13 protein-coding genes are annotated in these 15395 nt (G+C 66.9%); 6 read left to right on the top strand and 7 right to left on the bottom strand.

The window, feature by feature from the left end:
- Nucleotides 1–71: 71 nt before the first annotated feature.
- The 4 genes from RYL44_RS04605 to RYL44_RS04590 all read right to left on the bottom strand — a co-directional run bounded on the left by RYL44_RS04605 (nt 72) and on the right by RYL44_RS04590 (nt 2398).
- Nucleotides 72–605 carry a dihydrofolate reductase gene (locus tag RYL44_RS04605; RefSeq protein ID WP_073982970.1) on the bottom strand — a complete coding sequence of 178 codons (534 nt, stop codon included), beginning with the start codon at nt 603–605 and terminating at the stop codon, nt 72–74.
- Nucleotides 602–1405, bottom strand: coding sequence for a thymidylate synthase (locus RYL44_RS04600; protein ID WP_314975222.1), 804 nt, complete (start codon nt 1403–1405; stop codon nt 602–604). The genes RYL44_RS04605 and RYL44_RS04600 overlap by 4 nt, the downstream gene beginning before the upstream one ends.
- A gap of 1 nt (nt 1406) precedes the next feature.
- Nucleotides 1407–1832, bottom strand: a complete 426-nt coding sequence (locus RYL44_RS04595) for an OsmC family protein (protein ID WP_314975221.1) — start codon at nt 1830–1832, stop codon at nt 1407–1409.
- Between the two features lie 83 nt (nt 1833–1915).
- Complete coding sequence (locus tag RYL44_RS04590; protein WP_129582501.1) at nt 1916–2398, bottom strand: DUF2505 domain-containing protein; 483 nt, start codon at nt 2396–2398, stop codon at nt 1916–1918.
- Nucleotides 2399–2495: 97 nt separating this feature from the next.
- Between RYL44_RS04590 and RYL44_RS04585 the strand changes: the two genes are divergently transcribed.
- A complete protein-coding gene (locus RYL44_RS04585; RefSeq protein WP_276740019.1) occupies nt 2496–3956 on the top strand; it encodes a sensor histidine kinase in 1461 nt (486 codons plus the stop codon).
- 89 nt (nt 3957–4045) lie between these two features.
- Here RYL44_RS04585 and RYL44_RS04580 read toward each other — a convergent pair whose 3' ends face one another.
- A complete protein-coding gene (locus RYL44_RS04580) occupies nt 4046–4297 on the bottom strand; it encodes a WhiB family transcriptional regulator (RefSeq protein WP_073982964.1) in 252 nt (83 codons plus the stop codon).
- A 149-nt stretch (nt 4298–4446) separates the two neighbouring features.
- A complete protein-coding gene (locus RYL44_RS04575) occupies nt 4447–7524 on the bottom strand; it encodes an FtsK/SpoIIIE domain-containing protein (RefSeq protein WP_314975220.1) in 3078 nt (1025 codons plus the stop codon).
- A 179-nt stretch (nt 7525–7703) separates the two neighbouring features.
- On the opposite strand from RYL44_RS04575, the gene ligA reads away from it, so the two are divergent.
- Nucleotides 7704–10037 (top strand): NAD-dependent DNA ligase LigA, encoded by a 2334-nt coding sequence (gene ligA / locus RYL44_RS04570; RefSeq protein WP_314975219.1) that lies wholly within the window; start codon nt 7704–7706, stop codon nt 10035–10037.
- Nucleotides 10038–10079: 42 nt separating this feature from the next.
- Here ligA and RYL44_RS04565 read toward each other — a convergent pair whose 3' ends face one another.
- Nucleotides 10080–11345, bottom strand: a complete 1266-nt coding sequence (locus RYL44_RS04565; protein WP_314975218.1) for a phospholipase D-like domain-containing protein — start codon at nt 11343–11345, stop codon at nt 10080–10082.
- Between the two features lie 18 nt (nt 11346–11363).
- Between RYL44_RS04565 and gatC the strand changes: the two genes are divergently transcribed.
- The 4 genes from gatC to RYL44_RS04545 form a co-directional block, all read left to right on the top strand.
- Entirely contained in the window at nt 11364–11660 is a 297-nt protein-coding gene (gatC, locus tag RYL44_RS04560; RefSeq protein ID WP_073982962.1) for an Asp-tRNA(Asn)/Glu-tRNA(Gln) amidotransferase subunit GatC, read from the top strand.
- Nucleotides 11660–13165, top strand: a complete 1506-nt coding sequence (gene gatA, locus RYL44_RS04555) for an Asp-tRNA(Asn)/Glu-tRNA(Gln) amidotransferase subunit GatA (protein ID WP_314975217.1) — start codon at nt 11660–11662, stop codon at nt 13163–13165. The genes gatC and gatA overlap by 1 nt, the downstream gene beginning before the upstream one ends.
- Nucleotides 13165–14661, top strand: a complete 1497-nt coding sequence (gatB, locus tag RYL44_RS04550; RefSeq protein ID WP_314975216.1) for an Asp-tRNA(Asn)/Glu-tRNA(Gln) amidotransferase subunit GatB — start codon at nt 13165–13167, stop codon at nt 14659–14661. Before gatA ends, gatB begins: the two co-directional genes overlap by 1 nt.
- 292 nt (nt 14662–14953) lie before the next feature.
- The coding region (locus RYL44_RS04545; protein ID WP_314975215.1) for an ACT domain-containing protein at nt 14954–15395 on the top strand (442 nt) is incomplete at its 3' end.

The raw sequence follows: 15395 nt of genomic DNA, 5'->3' as shown, positions 1-15395 counted from the left end.
ATGCATCCTACGACGAAGGCCCCGCGCGATGCGCGGGGCCTTGCCGGACAGAGGCCACAGCGGGGGAGCGCTCAGCGCTGCACCCAGGTACTCACCCTCCAGCGGGCGTCGCCCGAGCGTTCACGCCACTCGCTATCGGAGCGCGACTCGTCCCGGCGCCACAGCGACGGATCCAACGGCGGCGCGTACACGAACGACGAACCTTCCGGCGCGCTCGCGGCCACGTCCAACTCCAGGTCGGTCACCACGGCCTCGTCCAGGAGCGGGAGAGTCTGCGCATAGAGCTGAGCCCCGCCCGTGATCCAGATGTAGGGGGCACCCGTGGAGGCGGTCTCCTCTCGCGCGACCTCAAGCGCCTCCTCAACGGAGGAGACGACGGTCGCTCCCGGCGCCTCGTAGCCGCCCGAGCGGGTGATCACGATGTTCGTGCGGCCCGGCAACGCCTTGCCAAGGGCCTCCCACGAGCGCCGACCCATGATGATCGGGCAGCCCATCGTGGAGTCCTTGAAGTGGCGGAAATCCGCCGGGACGTGCCACGACATGGCCGTGCCCGACCCGAGAATCCCGTTGCTATCCTGCGCCCAGATCGCCGCGACCTTCGTCATACGGCGACCGGTGCCTTGATCGTGGGGTGATGCTGGTAGTCCGTCACCGAAATGTCATCGAAGGAGTACTCGAACATCGAGGGAGCCTTTGTCAGCTCCAGGTGCGGGAACGGGTACGGCTCACGGCTCAGCTGCTCGGTCACCTGCTCCGTGTGGTTGGAGTAGATGTGGCAGTCCCCGCCCGTCCAAATGAAATCGCCGACCTCAAGGCCCGCCTGCTGGGCGAACATGTGGGTGAGCAGCGAGTAGGACGCGATGTTGAAGGGAACCCCCAGGAACATGTCAGCGCTGCGCTGGTAGAGCTGCAGCGACAGGCGGCCGTCGGCCACGTACAGCTGGAAGAACGCGTGGCAGGGCTCAAGCGCCATCTCGGGCAGGTCACCGACGTTCCACGCGGAGACCACCATGCGACGCGAATCTGGGTTCGTCTTCAGCGTCTCAAGGACCTGGGAAATCTGGTCGATACGGCGCCCGTCCCCGGCGTTCCACGAACGCCACTGGACGCCGTACACCGGGCCCAGCTCGCCGTCCTCGTCCGCCCACTCGTTCCAGATACGGATCCCATTGTCCTGGAGCCAGGACACGTTCGACGACCCCGACAGGAACCAGAGCAGCTCGCCCACCACCGACTTGAGGTGCACGCGCTTCGTCGTGATCAGCGGGAAGCCCAGGGACAAGTCGTAGCGCAGCTGCGCCCCGAAGATCGAACGCGTGCCCGTGCCGGTGCGATCCCCCTTCGGGGTGCCCTCGGCCATGATGCGCGCGAGCAGATCCTCGTACTGACGGTCGATCCCGGCCATGTCAGTCGATCCTCTCGTTCGTCCACGCGTGCGAGGCCGGCAGCGCCTGATCAACGACCGAGTGCGCGATCGTGCAATTGCGATCAATGGCGGCGTTGGCGCGGCGCTCAAGGTCCGCGATCTCCTCGTCGGACAGGGCCGACATGTCCTGGACCAGCTCGACGTCCACGTGCGTGAAACGGTCGTGTTCCTGGTCGTAGTCCGCGGACACGCCGACGAACTGCTCGAAATCGTCGCCCAGGCGGGCCGCCATGCGCGCGTCCGAGCTCATCGCCTTACAGCCCGCGATCGCGAGCTTGAGCAGGTCACCGGGGGAGAAACGGCCCGGGCCGTGCCCGACCAGAATCTCGGCGCCATCCTGGTTGCGGGCGACGTACTGACGCACGCCCGTACGCTGCATAAACAGGGACTTCGGGGTATCACTCATGGGACCATTGTCGCGCCAAAAGACCCCGCCCGCCCAGCATTCGTGCCGCGCGGGCGGGGTTCCTCGCAGAGCGTAGAGAGCCCTCAGCGGTGCTCCTCCAGCCACGAGGCGGCAAGCTCGCGTTCGCGCTCGATCACACGCCCGGCGCGTGCCACCGCCTCCTTCTCGATGCGCCCGCCCAGCAGCGGGATACGCACCGACACATCGCCCGTCACGTCGCGCTCGGCCCCCTGACCCGAGGGGGACAGGACGGAGACGGCCCGGAACGAAACCGGCGCGCCCTCCACGGTCACCGTCGAGCGAGACCGCGCCACTGCCTCCTCCCTGCTCCACTCCTCCACGAAGGTTACGCGCAGGTCGCCCTTGACAAAGCGCGACGCGGCCGGGGGGATGAGCTCGGGGCGAACCGTGCCCGAGAACGTGATGCGCTCGCCCTCCACGACCGTCGACGAGGAGCCTTCCACCACGAAGGAACCGAAACGACGCTCCTGGTAGCCCGAGCTCAGGAACATGGCGACGACCTCGTCGACCGTGCCCGGGTAGGTAACAGACTGGCTAAATTCCAAGGTTTTCCCTCTCTCGATGTCGTCGCCCAAGCGTGGCCCGGCGCTCATTTACAAAGGCGGGTCAGCTTTGTGTCCCCGCTCCCACTAGAGTAGAGCCATGCGTAGCCTCATGCAGTTAGCGGAAGAAGCATCATCGACCCCGCTGTCTGAACAAGACACCGATTGGCTGCACCTGCTCCGAGCCGACTGGCAGGTGCTCGCCGACCTCGCGGCCGCCGACCTGGTCCTGTGGTTGCCCACAGACGACGGCAGGTTCATCGCCGCCGCCCACTGCCGCCCCGCAACCTCCTCCACCGTCCACGTCGACGACATCATCGGTCTGCACCTGCCCGCCGCCCGCGAAGTCGACCTGCACCGCGCCATCCAGACAGGGAAGGTCGTGCGCTCAACCGCCGCACGCTGGGCGGGCACCTACTCAATGATGGAAACCTGCGTGCCCGTGTGCCACGACGGTCGTATTATTGCCGTCGTCACCCGCGAGGAAAACCTGTCCAGCCCGCGCCTATCCCTCGGATTCGAAGGGTGGACCACAGCCGCCGCAGACACGCTGTGTCAGATGATCGCCAATGGCGACTACCCCTACGACTCTACCCCGCAGGTCACATCCCACGGCGTGCCCCGCGTCCTCGACGGCGCACTTCTTATCGACGCCGACGGTCGTGTCCAGCAGGTCACCCCCAACGCCGTGTCCTGTCTGCGTCGCCTCGGCATCCGCTACGACGTCAAAGGCAAAGTCCTGGCCCAAGAAATCACCGACGTCATCGGCGAGGGAACTTTCATCGAAGAATCAATGGCCGTCGTCGTGATGGGCCGTGCCTCGTGGCGCGTCGAAATTGCCGCGCGCGCGTCGACCATTTCCCTGCGCGCGCTTCCCCTGGTTAACGGGCGCAAGCGGCTCGGTGCCGTCATCCTCCTGCGCGATGTCTCCGAGGTCCATCGCCACGAGCAGGAACTCATGACGAAGGATGCAACGATCCGCGAGATTCACCACCGCGTCAAGAACAACCTTCAGACCGTCTCCGCATTGTTGCGTCTACAGTCTCGACGCTCGTGCGAAGACGCCGTCAAGGTCGCCCTCGCTGAGGCAGAACGCCGCGTTCAAGCCATTGCGACTGTGCACGCCGCCCTGTCCCAAAACGTTGATGAATCCGTCGACTTCGACGAGGTTGCCCGCACGATTGTGCGCATGGCGGGGGCAATCGCCTCCACCGATCATGGTGTCGAGGTGGTTACGACCGGCCAGTTCGGGACAATTTCCGCCGACCAGGCGCAGGCGCTGGCAACGGTCCTCAACGAGCTGGTAGCGAACTCCGTCGAGCACGGCTTGGCTGACCGCGATGGCCGTATCGAAGTGAGTGCTCGGCGCGAAGGCCTGTCGATGACGGTGACCGTTGCGGACGATGGCCTCGGCTTCGCGCCGGGCACACCCATGACTGGCCTGGGCACGCAGATCGTCCAACAGATGGTGCGCGGCGAACTGAGGGGGTCCATCGAGTGGACTCCTCGCGAGGGTGGCGGCACTCTCGTGACACTGATGATCAACCTCGATCCCGCCTGAGCGGCGAGCGGGTGCGCTGCACCTCATGACGTGCCCGGGCCGGGGATCCGTGTCGGATCCCCGGCCTCGGTCGTGTGTCGTTGAGGCGTTTAGCAGCCGGCGCGGCGCGCTCGTGCGGCGCGGCGTTTGAGGGAGCGGCGTTCTTCCTCGCTCATGCCGCCCCAGACGCCTGAGTCCTGGTTATTGTCGATGGCCCACTGCAGGCAGATACCTTTCACGATGCATTCGCGGCACACGGCTTTGGCTTGGGCGACCTGACTGATGGCAGGCCCCGTGTTCCCGATCGGGAAGAAGAGTTCGGGGTCGACTGTCAAGCATGCTGCCTTGCTGCGCCAATCCATATGTGTTCTCCTTGGGTAACCGTGCGCTATGGGATTTCGATTCTTCGACTGTCAGTGTCCGATGGTCATGTTTGTCGCGCAAGGTGGAGGAGAGAGTGATGCGGAGATGTCACTATGTGCCTGGTCACGGTGAGCGAAAAAAATGGGACTTAGGTTGTAACTGACCCTATGGTCAGTTGAATAGTTGTTAGGGTACCACCCTCGCAGACAAGCCCGCATGAGGGACTCCAGCGGCGTGCCACAATCGACAATGGGTATGTGTGACTCGAGCGTATAAGCGCCCGAATGACATTGTCGGACGGATTCAATGCAAGCACGCGAAGCCCGTCCCAGCGTGTAATACGAGTCCATGCGGCCTCGGGTATGACATCGACGATCGTGGGGGGATTCCACCCGAGAGCATCGTGCAGATCGGTCAGGACCTGCACACCAGAGTCCGAGCCAATGACGATCCAAGGTTTGTCACAGAGCCATTGTGAGGGAGCGTATTCAGGCCCTATCAGAGCAGGCATGGATGAATTACTGACCAATGATGCAAGTTCTTTGGCAGAGGGAATGCGCCACGCGCGCGCCCCAGACAGCGAACGCGCGCTTTGACGGGGCTGCAGGGGCGTCATCTCCATCGGGATGCATGCGAGAACGGTCGGCTCACCCGGGCGCACGAGGAGAGCCTGTCCGGACGCAAGGGAACGAAGGTCGCTCGGGGACAGGCCCGCGTGTAGGGCCTCGTTCGCCTCCCTGGCGCGCACAAGCCGCATGGAGAACGCTCCCATCGCTGAGGTTGAGGAGGTAAATCGTCCGGCGTACGCGGCGACGATGACGATTCCGGCGCGCCTGGCCCTACCCAGAAGCGAGGCCCACAGCTCTTCGGCCTGGGGAATCGACAGTCCTTCGGCCAGATTGGATCGTAGGGCCGAGACGTCGGTGATAGCAAGGACCGCAGGACCGTTTTCGCACACGCCTTGAAGCAGATCGATTGCCCCGACGTCAGATGCGGACAAGAGGGAGGATGCTCCGACAGCATCCTCCTCTGCGATGACGTGGAGGGGAACGTCGATCGCCCCGGCGATCCTTGTGGCAATTGCCAGGACCCACCGGGCAGCGAGGGACCCCTCGTGTGCGCTGGTCTGAATCTGGATACTGCCGCCATCCCACACAAGAGCCGAGTGAGACTCGATCCCTTCGACGAGGCCGAGCGCCAGGGCACACGGACCGTTCATCCCGCAGTCGTGCGATGAGGCGGCGGCGTGGTGGGTAAGAGCGGTGTCTACGCTCACCCCCGCAAAGGCCTCGTCAATGTCCTCCCATGAGAGAGTGTCAGGAAGGGCGGGCGCCCACAGAGGGGCCGAGCAGGCCCTCGGCCACCGCTTGCCGCATCCATCCACGACCCTGGCGACGTCAGCCATATACGTGAGCTGCAGTGTGCCTACACCCGCCAGCACCGCGCGCCCGGGCACACGCGGCAGAGCAGAGGCGCGGCAGTCCCCCAGGATGTCCGTGGAGTCGGCGGCGCTCACACACCGCAAGGCCAAGCGAATGTCCATGTTGGCGCGCATACTCGCGTTGATTGCCCCCGAGGGACGCTGCGTCGCGGCAATCAGGTGGAGGCCGAGGCTGCGTCCCTGGGCCGCCAAGCGCAGCAGAACGTCCATTGACGAAGGATGCGTGTCAGCCAGGACCCGGAATTCGTCGATTGCGACGATGAGACGCGGAGGAGGCGCAGCGACGGTGTCGGGGGCGGTATCGTGGGCTCTTTCCCACGACGCGAGGTCGGGTAGCCCCATGTCGGCGAGAGTTGCCTCACGGCTCCGCAGGACCGATGCGATCCCGTCCAGTGCTCGTGCCGTGGCCCCCGCGTCAAGATCAGTGAGCAGCGCCTGCGTGTGGGGCAGATCTGCCAGCCGCGCGAACGTGGAGCCGCCCTTGTAGTCGATGAGGATGAAACGCACGCGCTCAGGCGAATAGCAGTGGGCGATCGAGGCGAGCCAGCCCAGCAGCGCCTCCGACTTACCTGATCCCGTACACCCGGCGACGAGGGCGTGCGGTCCGTCCGAGACGAGGTCCAGGGCGACGGGTCCGGACTGCGCGTGTCCGATAACGACGCTGAGACTGCCAACGGTGCCGACAGATGCGTGAGGATCCCAATCGACGCGCTTCGGCAGGCAGTCTTGATTCGTTGTGCGCGTCACCGTCCACCACCACCGTGGTGAGACGGGCAGTTCATCGCTCACGCACACGCGCGCGCACCAGGAGGGTAGGTCGGCGATGTGGCTGGCGTAGCCGATGTGCAGCACGGCGATGGACTTCTCATTGGAGTTGCCGCGCGCGCATGAGGGGCAAGTTTCTCGGTCGGTGACGTGTATGTCCACGGCCTGCGCACCGAGCAGAACAGGAGATCGGTGATTCCACCAGACGCGTGCCCCGCCCATTTGTGCGGCCACTTGTCCCGCGCACCACAAGGCGCACTCGGCTCCGTGGCTGCCCGCGATGCCGAGCGAGGCGGCGTCGTCAGGTCGCGAGGACGATGAGGGAGCGACCAGTGCCACTCGTCGCCGAAGCCACGTTGCTCGTCCGGGCCACACGGCCACACTACGCTCGCGCGGGGGAACGCTTGCGGTGGGTAGTGAGGCGAGCACGAGAGCCAAAGCCGCCCCGTCCCATCCACGCTTACGCCTGTGTACACGCCTGAGCACTGCGAGGACGCAAACGCACGCGAGGACCCCAATGACACCCCCGAGAGTCCAGAGCACTCGAGGCGATACGGGCACCGAGCGGAGCCGCCACACCATCAGTGAGGCCATGACGAGGAACGAGACGAGGGGAGCACCGCGAAGGAAAGCGGCTCCCGGTGACGTGGCTCTGCCTCGTCGATCAACGCCAGGCCATGCCAGGGTCCACGGGCGCGAGCGGACCTCGAAGGTGTCCGCTCCGACACGAAGTCTCCTGCCGGGGGCGAGCCGATTCTTTCGGTGCAGACGCCGCCACAGGCCCAGGCGGGTACACACCTGGATCGGCGAGGCTCCGGTGGCGGTACGCAGGTGTGCTCTGCCAGCCCGGGTGGAAAACGTGGCGTGCTCGCGCGCGATGCTCGAGCACGCCAAAGGCACCTGCCCGGCGCGTCCCACTGTTCCGGGCGCGATGACGAGTCCGACGTCGGGTCCCTCCACGCACGCCAGGTGGAGGTCGGTGCGTAGGGCCGTGCGTGCCAGGCAGGCGGAATCGTTCATATCTCCACGATCTCGCTGCATTCACGCCTCTTCAAGCGCGAGCGCGCCCACTGTGGATAGGGCCGAGTGTGACGAGACCCCTGTGGATAACCGGTTTGCGCTCCCAACGGATGTGGATAACGCCACCTGGGGAGGTGGTTGCGCCCGAGCGGCGCCCGAGGGAGCCACACAATGCAAGAATGGACCTCATGGCTGACTCCACGTTCGAGATGACCCGCGACCGTTACAACGACCTCGTTGAGCGCATCAACGAGGCCCGAGCGGCCTACTACGACCGTGATTCGCCGACCCTCGCGGACGCAGACTATGACCGCATGTACCGCGAGGTCGAGGAAATCGAGGAGCGTTACCCGCAGCTGCGCGGCGCGGATTCGCCCACGATGAGCGTGGGCGGCAGCGTCGACACCGGCTTTACCGAGGTGCGCCACCTCGCCCAGATGATGTCGCTCGACGACGTGTTCTCCCTCGAGGAGCTCGCCGGGTGGGAGAATCGCATGGCCGAGGCCACCGGCATTGCCGACCTGGAGATGACGACCGAGGTGAAGGTCGACGGCCTGTCCATCAACCTTCTCTACGACAGCGGCCGCCTCGTGCGCGCCGCCACCCGAGGCGACGGCTACGTCGGCGAGGACGTCACCGCCAACGCCCGCACGATCGCGTCGATCCCGCAGGCCCTCACCGGCACCGTCCCCGCGCGCATCGAGGTGCGCGGCGAGGTCTACTTCCCGGTCGCCGACTTCGCCGCCTTCAACGAGGCCCGGGTCGAGGCAGGCGAAAAAACTTTCGTCAACGCGCGCAACGCCGCCGCGGGTTCCCTGCGCCAAAAAGACCCGGCCGAGACCGCCAAGCGCCCCCTCGCGATGGTCGCCCACGGCATCGGCTTCGTCGAGGCCGGGAAGGACTTCACCGAGCCGACCACCCAGATGGGCTGGTACGAGCAGCTGCGCGACTGGGGCCTGCCCGTCTCGCCCTACACCCGCGTGCTCACGGGCCGCGAGGTCATCGAGGAGCGGATCGCCGAGATCGGCGCGGACCGCCACGGCCTCGTCCACGAGATCGACGGCGTCGTCGTCAAGGTCAACGACCTGGCCCTCCAGCGCTCCCTCGGCTCGACCTCGCGCACGCCCCGGTGGGCCGCCGCCTACAAGTTCCCGCCCGAGGAAGTCCACACGCGCCTGCTCGACATCCGCGTCCAGGTGGGCCGCACCGGCCGCGTCACCCCCTACGGCGTCATGGACACCGTGCTGGTCGCCGGATCGAATGTCTCGCGCGCAACTCTGCACAACGCCCAGGAGGTCGCCCGCAAGGGAGTCCTGATCGGCGACCTCGTCGTCCTGCGCAAGGCCGGCGACGTCATCCCCGAGATCGTCGCGCCCGTCGAGGACGCGCGCAACGGCTCCGAGCGCCCCTTCGTCATGCCGGAGCAGTGCCCCTCCTGTGGGACCGCGCTCGTCCAGGAGAAGGAGGGCGACGTCGACCTGCGCTGCCCCAACAAGGGCGCGTGCCCCGCGCAGATCACCGAGCGCCTCGCCCACGTGGGCGCACGCTCCGCCCTGGACGTCGAGGGGCTCGGCGACGAGTCGGCGCTGGCGATGACCCAGCCCGAGAGCGACCGCGACGAGGTGGCCGCCGCCCTGGTCGCCGGCCACGCCGTCACGCTCGAGGACGGTACCGTCATCACCCTCGAGGGCGGCCGCGACCTGCCCCACGGCGAGCAGATCACCCGCGCCGAAGCTCTCCTGCCCGCCCCGCAGGCCCCCGCCCTGCGCACCGAGGCCGCCCTCTTCGACCTGCGAGCCGAGGATCTGCGCGACGTCATGGTGTGGAAGCCCGTCAAGAAAAAGGGCGAGGAAACCGGGGACTGGAAGCAGGTCCGCTACTTCTGGACGAAGGCCTACAAGCCCCGCAAGCTGCGCGGGCAGACCGTCTTCGAGCCGATTGAGCCCAGCGCCTCCAAGGGCACCGAGAAGATGCTCGCCGAGCTGGACAAGGCCAAGAGCCAGCCCCTCGCGCGCGTCCTCGTCGCCCTGTCCATCCGCCACGTCGGCCCCACGGCGGCCCGCGCGCTCGCGGACACCTTCCGCTCGATGGACGCCCTGCGCGCCGCCTCGGTCGAGGAGCTGTCCGCCGTCGAGGGCGTGGGCGAGGAAATCGGCCGCTCCCTGCGCGACTGGTTCACGGTCGACTGGCACCTGGAGGTGCTTCAGGCGTGGGCGCGCGCGGGCGTGCGCATGGCCGACGAGGCCCCCGAGGAGGCGTCGGACGTCCTCGCGGGTCTCACCATCGTCGTCTCGGGCGCGATGCCCGGATACGACCGCGAGGGCGCCAAGGAGGCGATCACCGCGCGCGGCGGTAAGGCGGCGGGCTCGGTCTCGAAGAAGACCTCGCTCGTGGTCGCAGGTCCCGGCGCGGGATCCAAGGCCACCAAGGCCGAGGCCCTGGGCGTCCCCGTGATCACCGAGCAGCAGTTCGCGGACCTCCTCGAGGGAGGCCTGGCGGCCGTCGGCCTGTGACGAGGCCGGGGCTGAGCGCGCTAGGAGGGGCGGAAAGACCGGTTAGACGAAAGGCTCGAAGGGACCCAGGAGGAGTTCGCCGAAACGGGTCAGCATCGAGCGCTTCTCCCACTCGTCGATCGTCAGGCGGCGGGCCGTCGTCAGGTCGTTGTTGAAAATCTCCTCCATGCGCGCGGCGAGCGGGCGCGAGAAGAACTGCAGGCACACCTCGTAGTTGCCGCGCATCGACAGGCGATCGATGTTCGCAGTGCCAATCGTCGACCAACGGCCATCCACCGTCATCGTCTTCGAGTGGACCATCGCGTGCTGGTACAGCCAGATCTCCACGCCCTCGCGCAGCAGCTCCCCGTAGTAGGGGCGCGCAACCCAGTCCGCCAGGATGTGATTGGAATACTCGGGTATCAGCACCTGGACGCGCACGCCACGGCGGGCGGCAGCGATCAGGGAGCCGAGGACCTCGCGGTCCGGGATGAAATACGCCGTCGTGATGAGCACGCGGTCGGTCGCCCGCTCGATCGCGTCGATGTACATGCCTCGGATCGGGTAGAGCAGGTTGTGGGGCAGATTGAACTGCGCAGTCACGTCCGCGCTCCACGCGCGCGCACCCTGATCAGGCAGCTCCGGGCAGGTTTTGGGGCGGAAGTGATTCCAGAAGTCCACGAAGCCGTTCTCTAGCTCCCACACGGCCCCGCCCGTGATGCGCACGTGGGTGTCGCGCCACTCGTTCGCGAACGGGTCGCCGATGTTGTAGCCGCCGACAAAGCCGACCTCGCCGTCGACCACGAGGATCTTGCGGTGATCCTGGCCCGTGCGGCGAATGTTCAGGGTGAACAGGCCCGAGCGCAGCGTCGGGAACTTGCGCACGTGCAGGTTCGGTATCGCGGGGAACTTGTAGAAGCGCGGATCCTGGTTGAGGACACCGAAGCCGTCCCACACGCAGAAGACCTCGACGCCGCGTTGCGCGGCGGCGATCAGCGCGTCCTTGAATCGCTGTCCCCAGCTATCCGAGCGCCAAATGAAGGTCTCGAAATAAATGTGATGCGTCGCCCCTTCGATGGCCTCCAGCATGTCCTCGTACAGGGAGTGTCCCTCCGTGTACGTGCGCGCCACGGTGTCGCCGATCTGCGTGTCGGCAGGAGGCAGGGTCGGGAAACCGTGCACGCCACCGGGGATACGGGCGGTGCGCATGCGGTCGATCGCGTGCACGGTCACGACTGCGGCCGCCTGGGCGGCGAGCAGCGCGATTCCCGCTTTTTTGACGATCGACCACGTCTGCCTGGTGAGTTGGCGTCGCTGTGAAAAGACCATACGGGTAGGATGCCACACATGTCACGCATTAGTACTGACGAGGTCGCCCGCGTCGCGGGCCTGGCCCATGTTGCATTGACCGACGAGGAGATCACGCGCTTCGCGGGTGAACTCGACGCGATCGCCGACGCCGTCTCCAAGGTGTCCGAGGTCGCCACCCCCGAAGTTCCCGCCACCTCCCACCCGATCCCGCTCACCAACGTGTGGCGCGAGGACGTGGTGGGGCAGACCGTGGACCGAGACGAGGTGCTCGCTCAGGCGCCCGCCGCCCAGGACGGCATGTTTCTGGTTCCGCAGATCCTAGGGGAGGACTGATGAACGAGCTGTTGAAGAAGAACGCGCTGGAGTTGGCGGACATGCTGGCTGTGGGCCAGATCACCTCCGTCGAGTTGACCCAGGCGTGCCTGGATCGTATCGACGCAATCGACGATCGCGTCAACGCCTTCATCACCGTCGACCGTGAGGGTGCCCTGGCGACCGCCGCCGACGTGGATGCGCGCCGCGCCGCGGGGGAGACGCTGCACCGTCTGGCGGGCGTGCCGATCGCCTTGAAGGACAACATCGTGACGCGCGGCCTGCGCACCACCTGCGCCTCGAAGATCCTGGGCGACTGGGAGCCTCCTTACGACGCGACCGTCACTACCAAGATCAAGGAAGCCGGGCTGCCGATTGTCGGCAAGACCAACATGGACGAGTTCGCCATGGGGTCGTCCACCGAGCACTCCGCCTTCGGTGCGACCAAGAACCCCTGGGACACCGAGCGCATTCCCGGCGGCTCCGGCGGTGGCTCCGCCGCGGCTGTCGCTGCCTACATGGTGCCCCTCGCGCTCGGTTCCGACACAGGCGGCTCGATCCGCCAGCCTGCGTTCGTGACCGGCACGGTCGGCGCCAAGCCCACCTACGGCGCGGTGTCGCGTTACGGCCTGGTGGCCATGGCCTCGTCCCTGGACCAGATCGGTCCCGTTACCCGCACGGTCGCCGACGCGGCTGCCTTAACCGAGCTGGTCGGCGGCTTCGATCCCCACGATTCGACCTCCCTGAATGAGCCGGTTCCTGCCCTGCGCGAGGCCGTTGAAAACGTGGCCGCGCAGGGTTCCATGAAGGGCCTGAAGGTCGGCGTCGTTAAGGAGCTGAGCGGCGAGGGCTACCAACAGGACGTTATCGAGGCCTTCAACGCCACCGTCGAGAAGCTGCGCGAGGCGGGTGCGCAGATCGTCGAGGTCTCCTGCCCGCACCTGGAGTACTCGCTCGGCGCCTACTACCTGATCATGCCTGCCGAGGTCTCCTCGAACCTGGCGCGCTTCGACGGCATGCGCTACGGCATCCGCGTCGAGCCCACCGAGGGCCCCGTGACCGCCGAGCGCGTCATGGCCGCCACCCGCGAGGCCGGCTTCGGCGACGAGGTCAAGCGCCGCATCATCCTGGGCACGCACGTCCTGTCGGCCGGCTACTACGACGCCTACTACGGCAGCGCCCAGAAGGTCCGCACGCTCATCCAGCGTGACTTCGACGCGGTCTTCGACCAGGTCGACGTCCTCGTGTCGCCCACGGCCCCCGAGACGGCCTTCAAGTTCGGTGAGAAGACCTCCGACCCGCTGGCCATGTACCTCTACGACGTCGCCACGATCCCCGCGAACCTGGCGGGCATCCCCGGCATGAACATCCCGAACGGCGTGTCCTCGCAGGGCCTGCCGATCGGCTTCCAGGTCCTGGCCCCCGCGCGCGGCGACCTGATCATGTACAAGGTGGCCTCCCTCGTGGAAGCCCTCAGCGACGACGTGGCGGGTCAGTGCCCCGCAGCTAACTGGGAGGAAAAGTGATGACTGAGCTCATGGATTACGACGAGGCGGCCCGCCGCTTCGACCCGGTTCTCGGCATTGAGGTGCACGTCGAGCTGGGCACCACGACCAAGATGTTCGACGCGGCCCCCAACGCGTTTGGTGGCGACCCGAACACCTTCGTGACCCCCGTGTCGCTGGGCCTGCCCGGCTCCCTGCCGGTCGTCAACCACAAGGCCGTCGAGTACGCCATCAAGATCGGCCTGGCCCTGAACTGCGAGATTGCGGAGTACTGCCGTTTCGCGCGTAAGAACTACTTCTACCCGGACCTGACGAAGGCCTTCCAGACCTCTCAGTCCGACGAGCCGATCGCGCACGACGGGTACGTCGACGTCGAGCTTGAGGACGGCACCATGTTCCGCGTGCAGATTGAGCGCGCGCACATGGAGGAGGACGCGGGCAAGAACACGCACATCGGTGGTGCGGACGGGCGCATCCAGGGCGCGGATCACTCGCTCGTGGATTACAACCGTGCGGGCGTGCCGCTCGTGGAGATCGTGACCCGTCCGATCGAGGGCGCCGGCGAGCGCGCGCCCGAGGTGGCCGCCGCCTACGTGCAGGCCCTGCGCGACATCTTCCGTGCCCTCGACGTGTCCGAGGCCCGCATGGAGCGCGGCAACGTGCGCGCCGACATCAACGTGTCGCTGCGCCCGACGCCCGACTCGCCACTGGGCACTCGCACCGAGACGAAGAACGTGAACTCCTTCCGCGGCATCGCCTCCGCCGTGCGCTACGAGATGCAGCGTCAGGCCCAGATCCTGTCCGAGGGCGGCACGATCCTGCAGGAGACCCGCCACTACCACGAGGAGGACGGCTCCACGTCGTCCGGCCGCGAGAAGTCGGATTCCGAGGACTACCGCTACTTCCCCGAGCCCGACCTGGTGCCGATCCGCCCGGATTCGGCGTGGGTCGAGGAGCTGCGCGCCTCGCTGCCCGAGCTGCCCGTCGCCAAGCGTCGCCGCCTGCGCACCGAGTGGGGGTATGCGGACATGGAGATGCGCGACGTCATCAACGCCGACGCCCTTGAGCTCATCGAGGCCACGGTCGCCGCGGGCTGCGATCCCGCCTCCGCCCGCAAGTGGTGGATGGGCGAGATCTCGCGCCGCGCCAAGGAACGCGAGGTTCCCCTCGACGAGGCCGGGGTTAGCCCCGCTCAGGTCGCTGAGCTCCAGGGTCTCATCGACGCGGGCCGCATCAACGACAAGCTGGCGCGCCAGGCCCTCGAGGGTGTCCTCGCGGGCGAAGGCGACCCGACGCAGGTCGTCGAAGCCCGAGGCCTCGAGGTCGTCTCCGACGACGGTGCCCTCACCGCGGCCGTCCAGGAGGCCCTGGACGCCCACCCCGACATCGTCGAGAAAATCAAGGGCGGCAAGGTCCAGGCGGCCGGCGCCCTCGTCGGAGCGGTCATGAAGGCCACCCGCGGGCAGGCAGACGCCGCCCGCGTGCGCGAGCTCATCATGGAGATGGTCGGAGCCTGAGGCATCCGCACTCCCGTTGGGGGGCCGGGATCGCATGCGATCCCGGCCCCCGTCGTATCCCGACCCCGCATTCGCGCCCCGCGCGCGGCCCCGATAGTCCGCCCCGGCCTCGTCCCTCACCGCGCGTTCGCGCTCCCTGCGCGGCCCCGATAGCCCGCCCCGGCCTCGTCCCTCACCGCGCCCACCTGTCCACGTTGTGGCCTTCCCCTACCGAAGCACCACCAACTGTCCCTAGGATGAACGACAGAGGACAGCCAGGCCGCCTGGCCGAGCGCCCAACGAAAGGACAGACATGCGCACTTCGCCGTCGTACACCGCCTCCTACCGCATCGAGGTGGACGAGAAGACCACCTCGATCGCGTCCATCGTCGACGTGGTCTCCGCAACCGGAGCGGAGATCAAGGGCCTGGACGTGGCCGACTCCGATCGCGGGCGCATCATCATCGACCTGACGTGCGACATGCGCGATTCCGAACACCGTCGCGAGGTCCGTGACGTCATCAACGCGCTGCCTGGCGTGGCCTCCGACTCGGTTGCCGACCAGACCTTCATGAGCCACATCGGCGGCAAGGTGGAAATCCACTCCAAGGTGCCCCTGCGTAACCGTGATGACCTCTCGCGCGCCTACACCCCCGGCGTTGCCCGCGTGTGCACCGCCATCCACGACATGCCCCAGAAAGCCCACCTGCTGACCATGAAGGCCAACACGGTCGCGGTCGTCTCCGACGGCACCG

The organism is Actinomyces bouchesdurhonensis (genome assembly GCF_963540955.1).
In the GTDB taxonomy this organism is placed as follows: domain Bacteria; phylum Actinomycetota; class Actinomycetes; order Actinomycetales; family Actinomycetaceae; genus Pauljensenia; species Pauljensenia bouchesdurhonensis.
The sequence above is the reverse complement of the archived record's forward strand: the minus strand, read 5'-3'. Positions and strand labels throughout refer to the sequence as shown.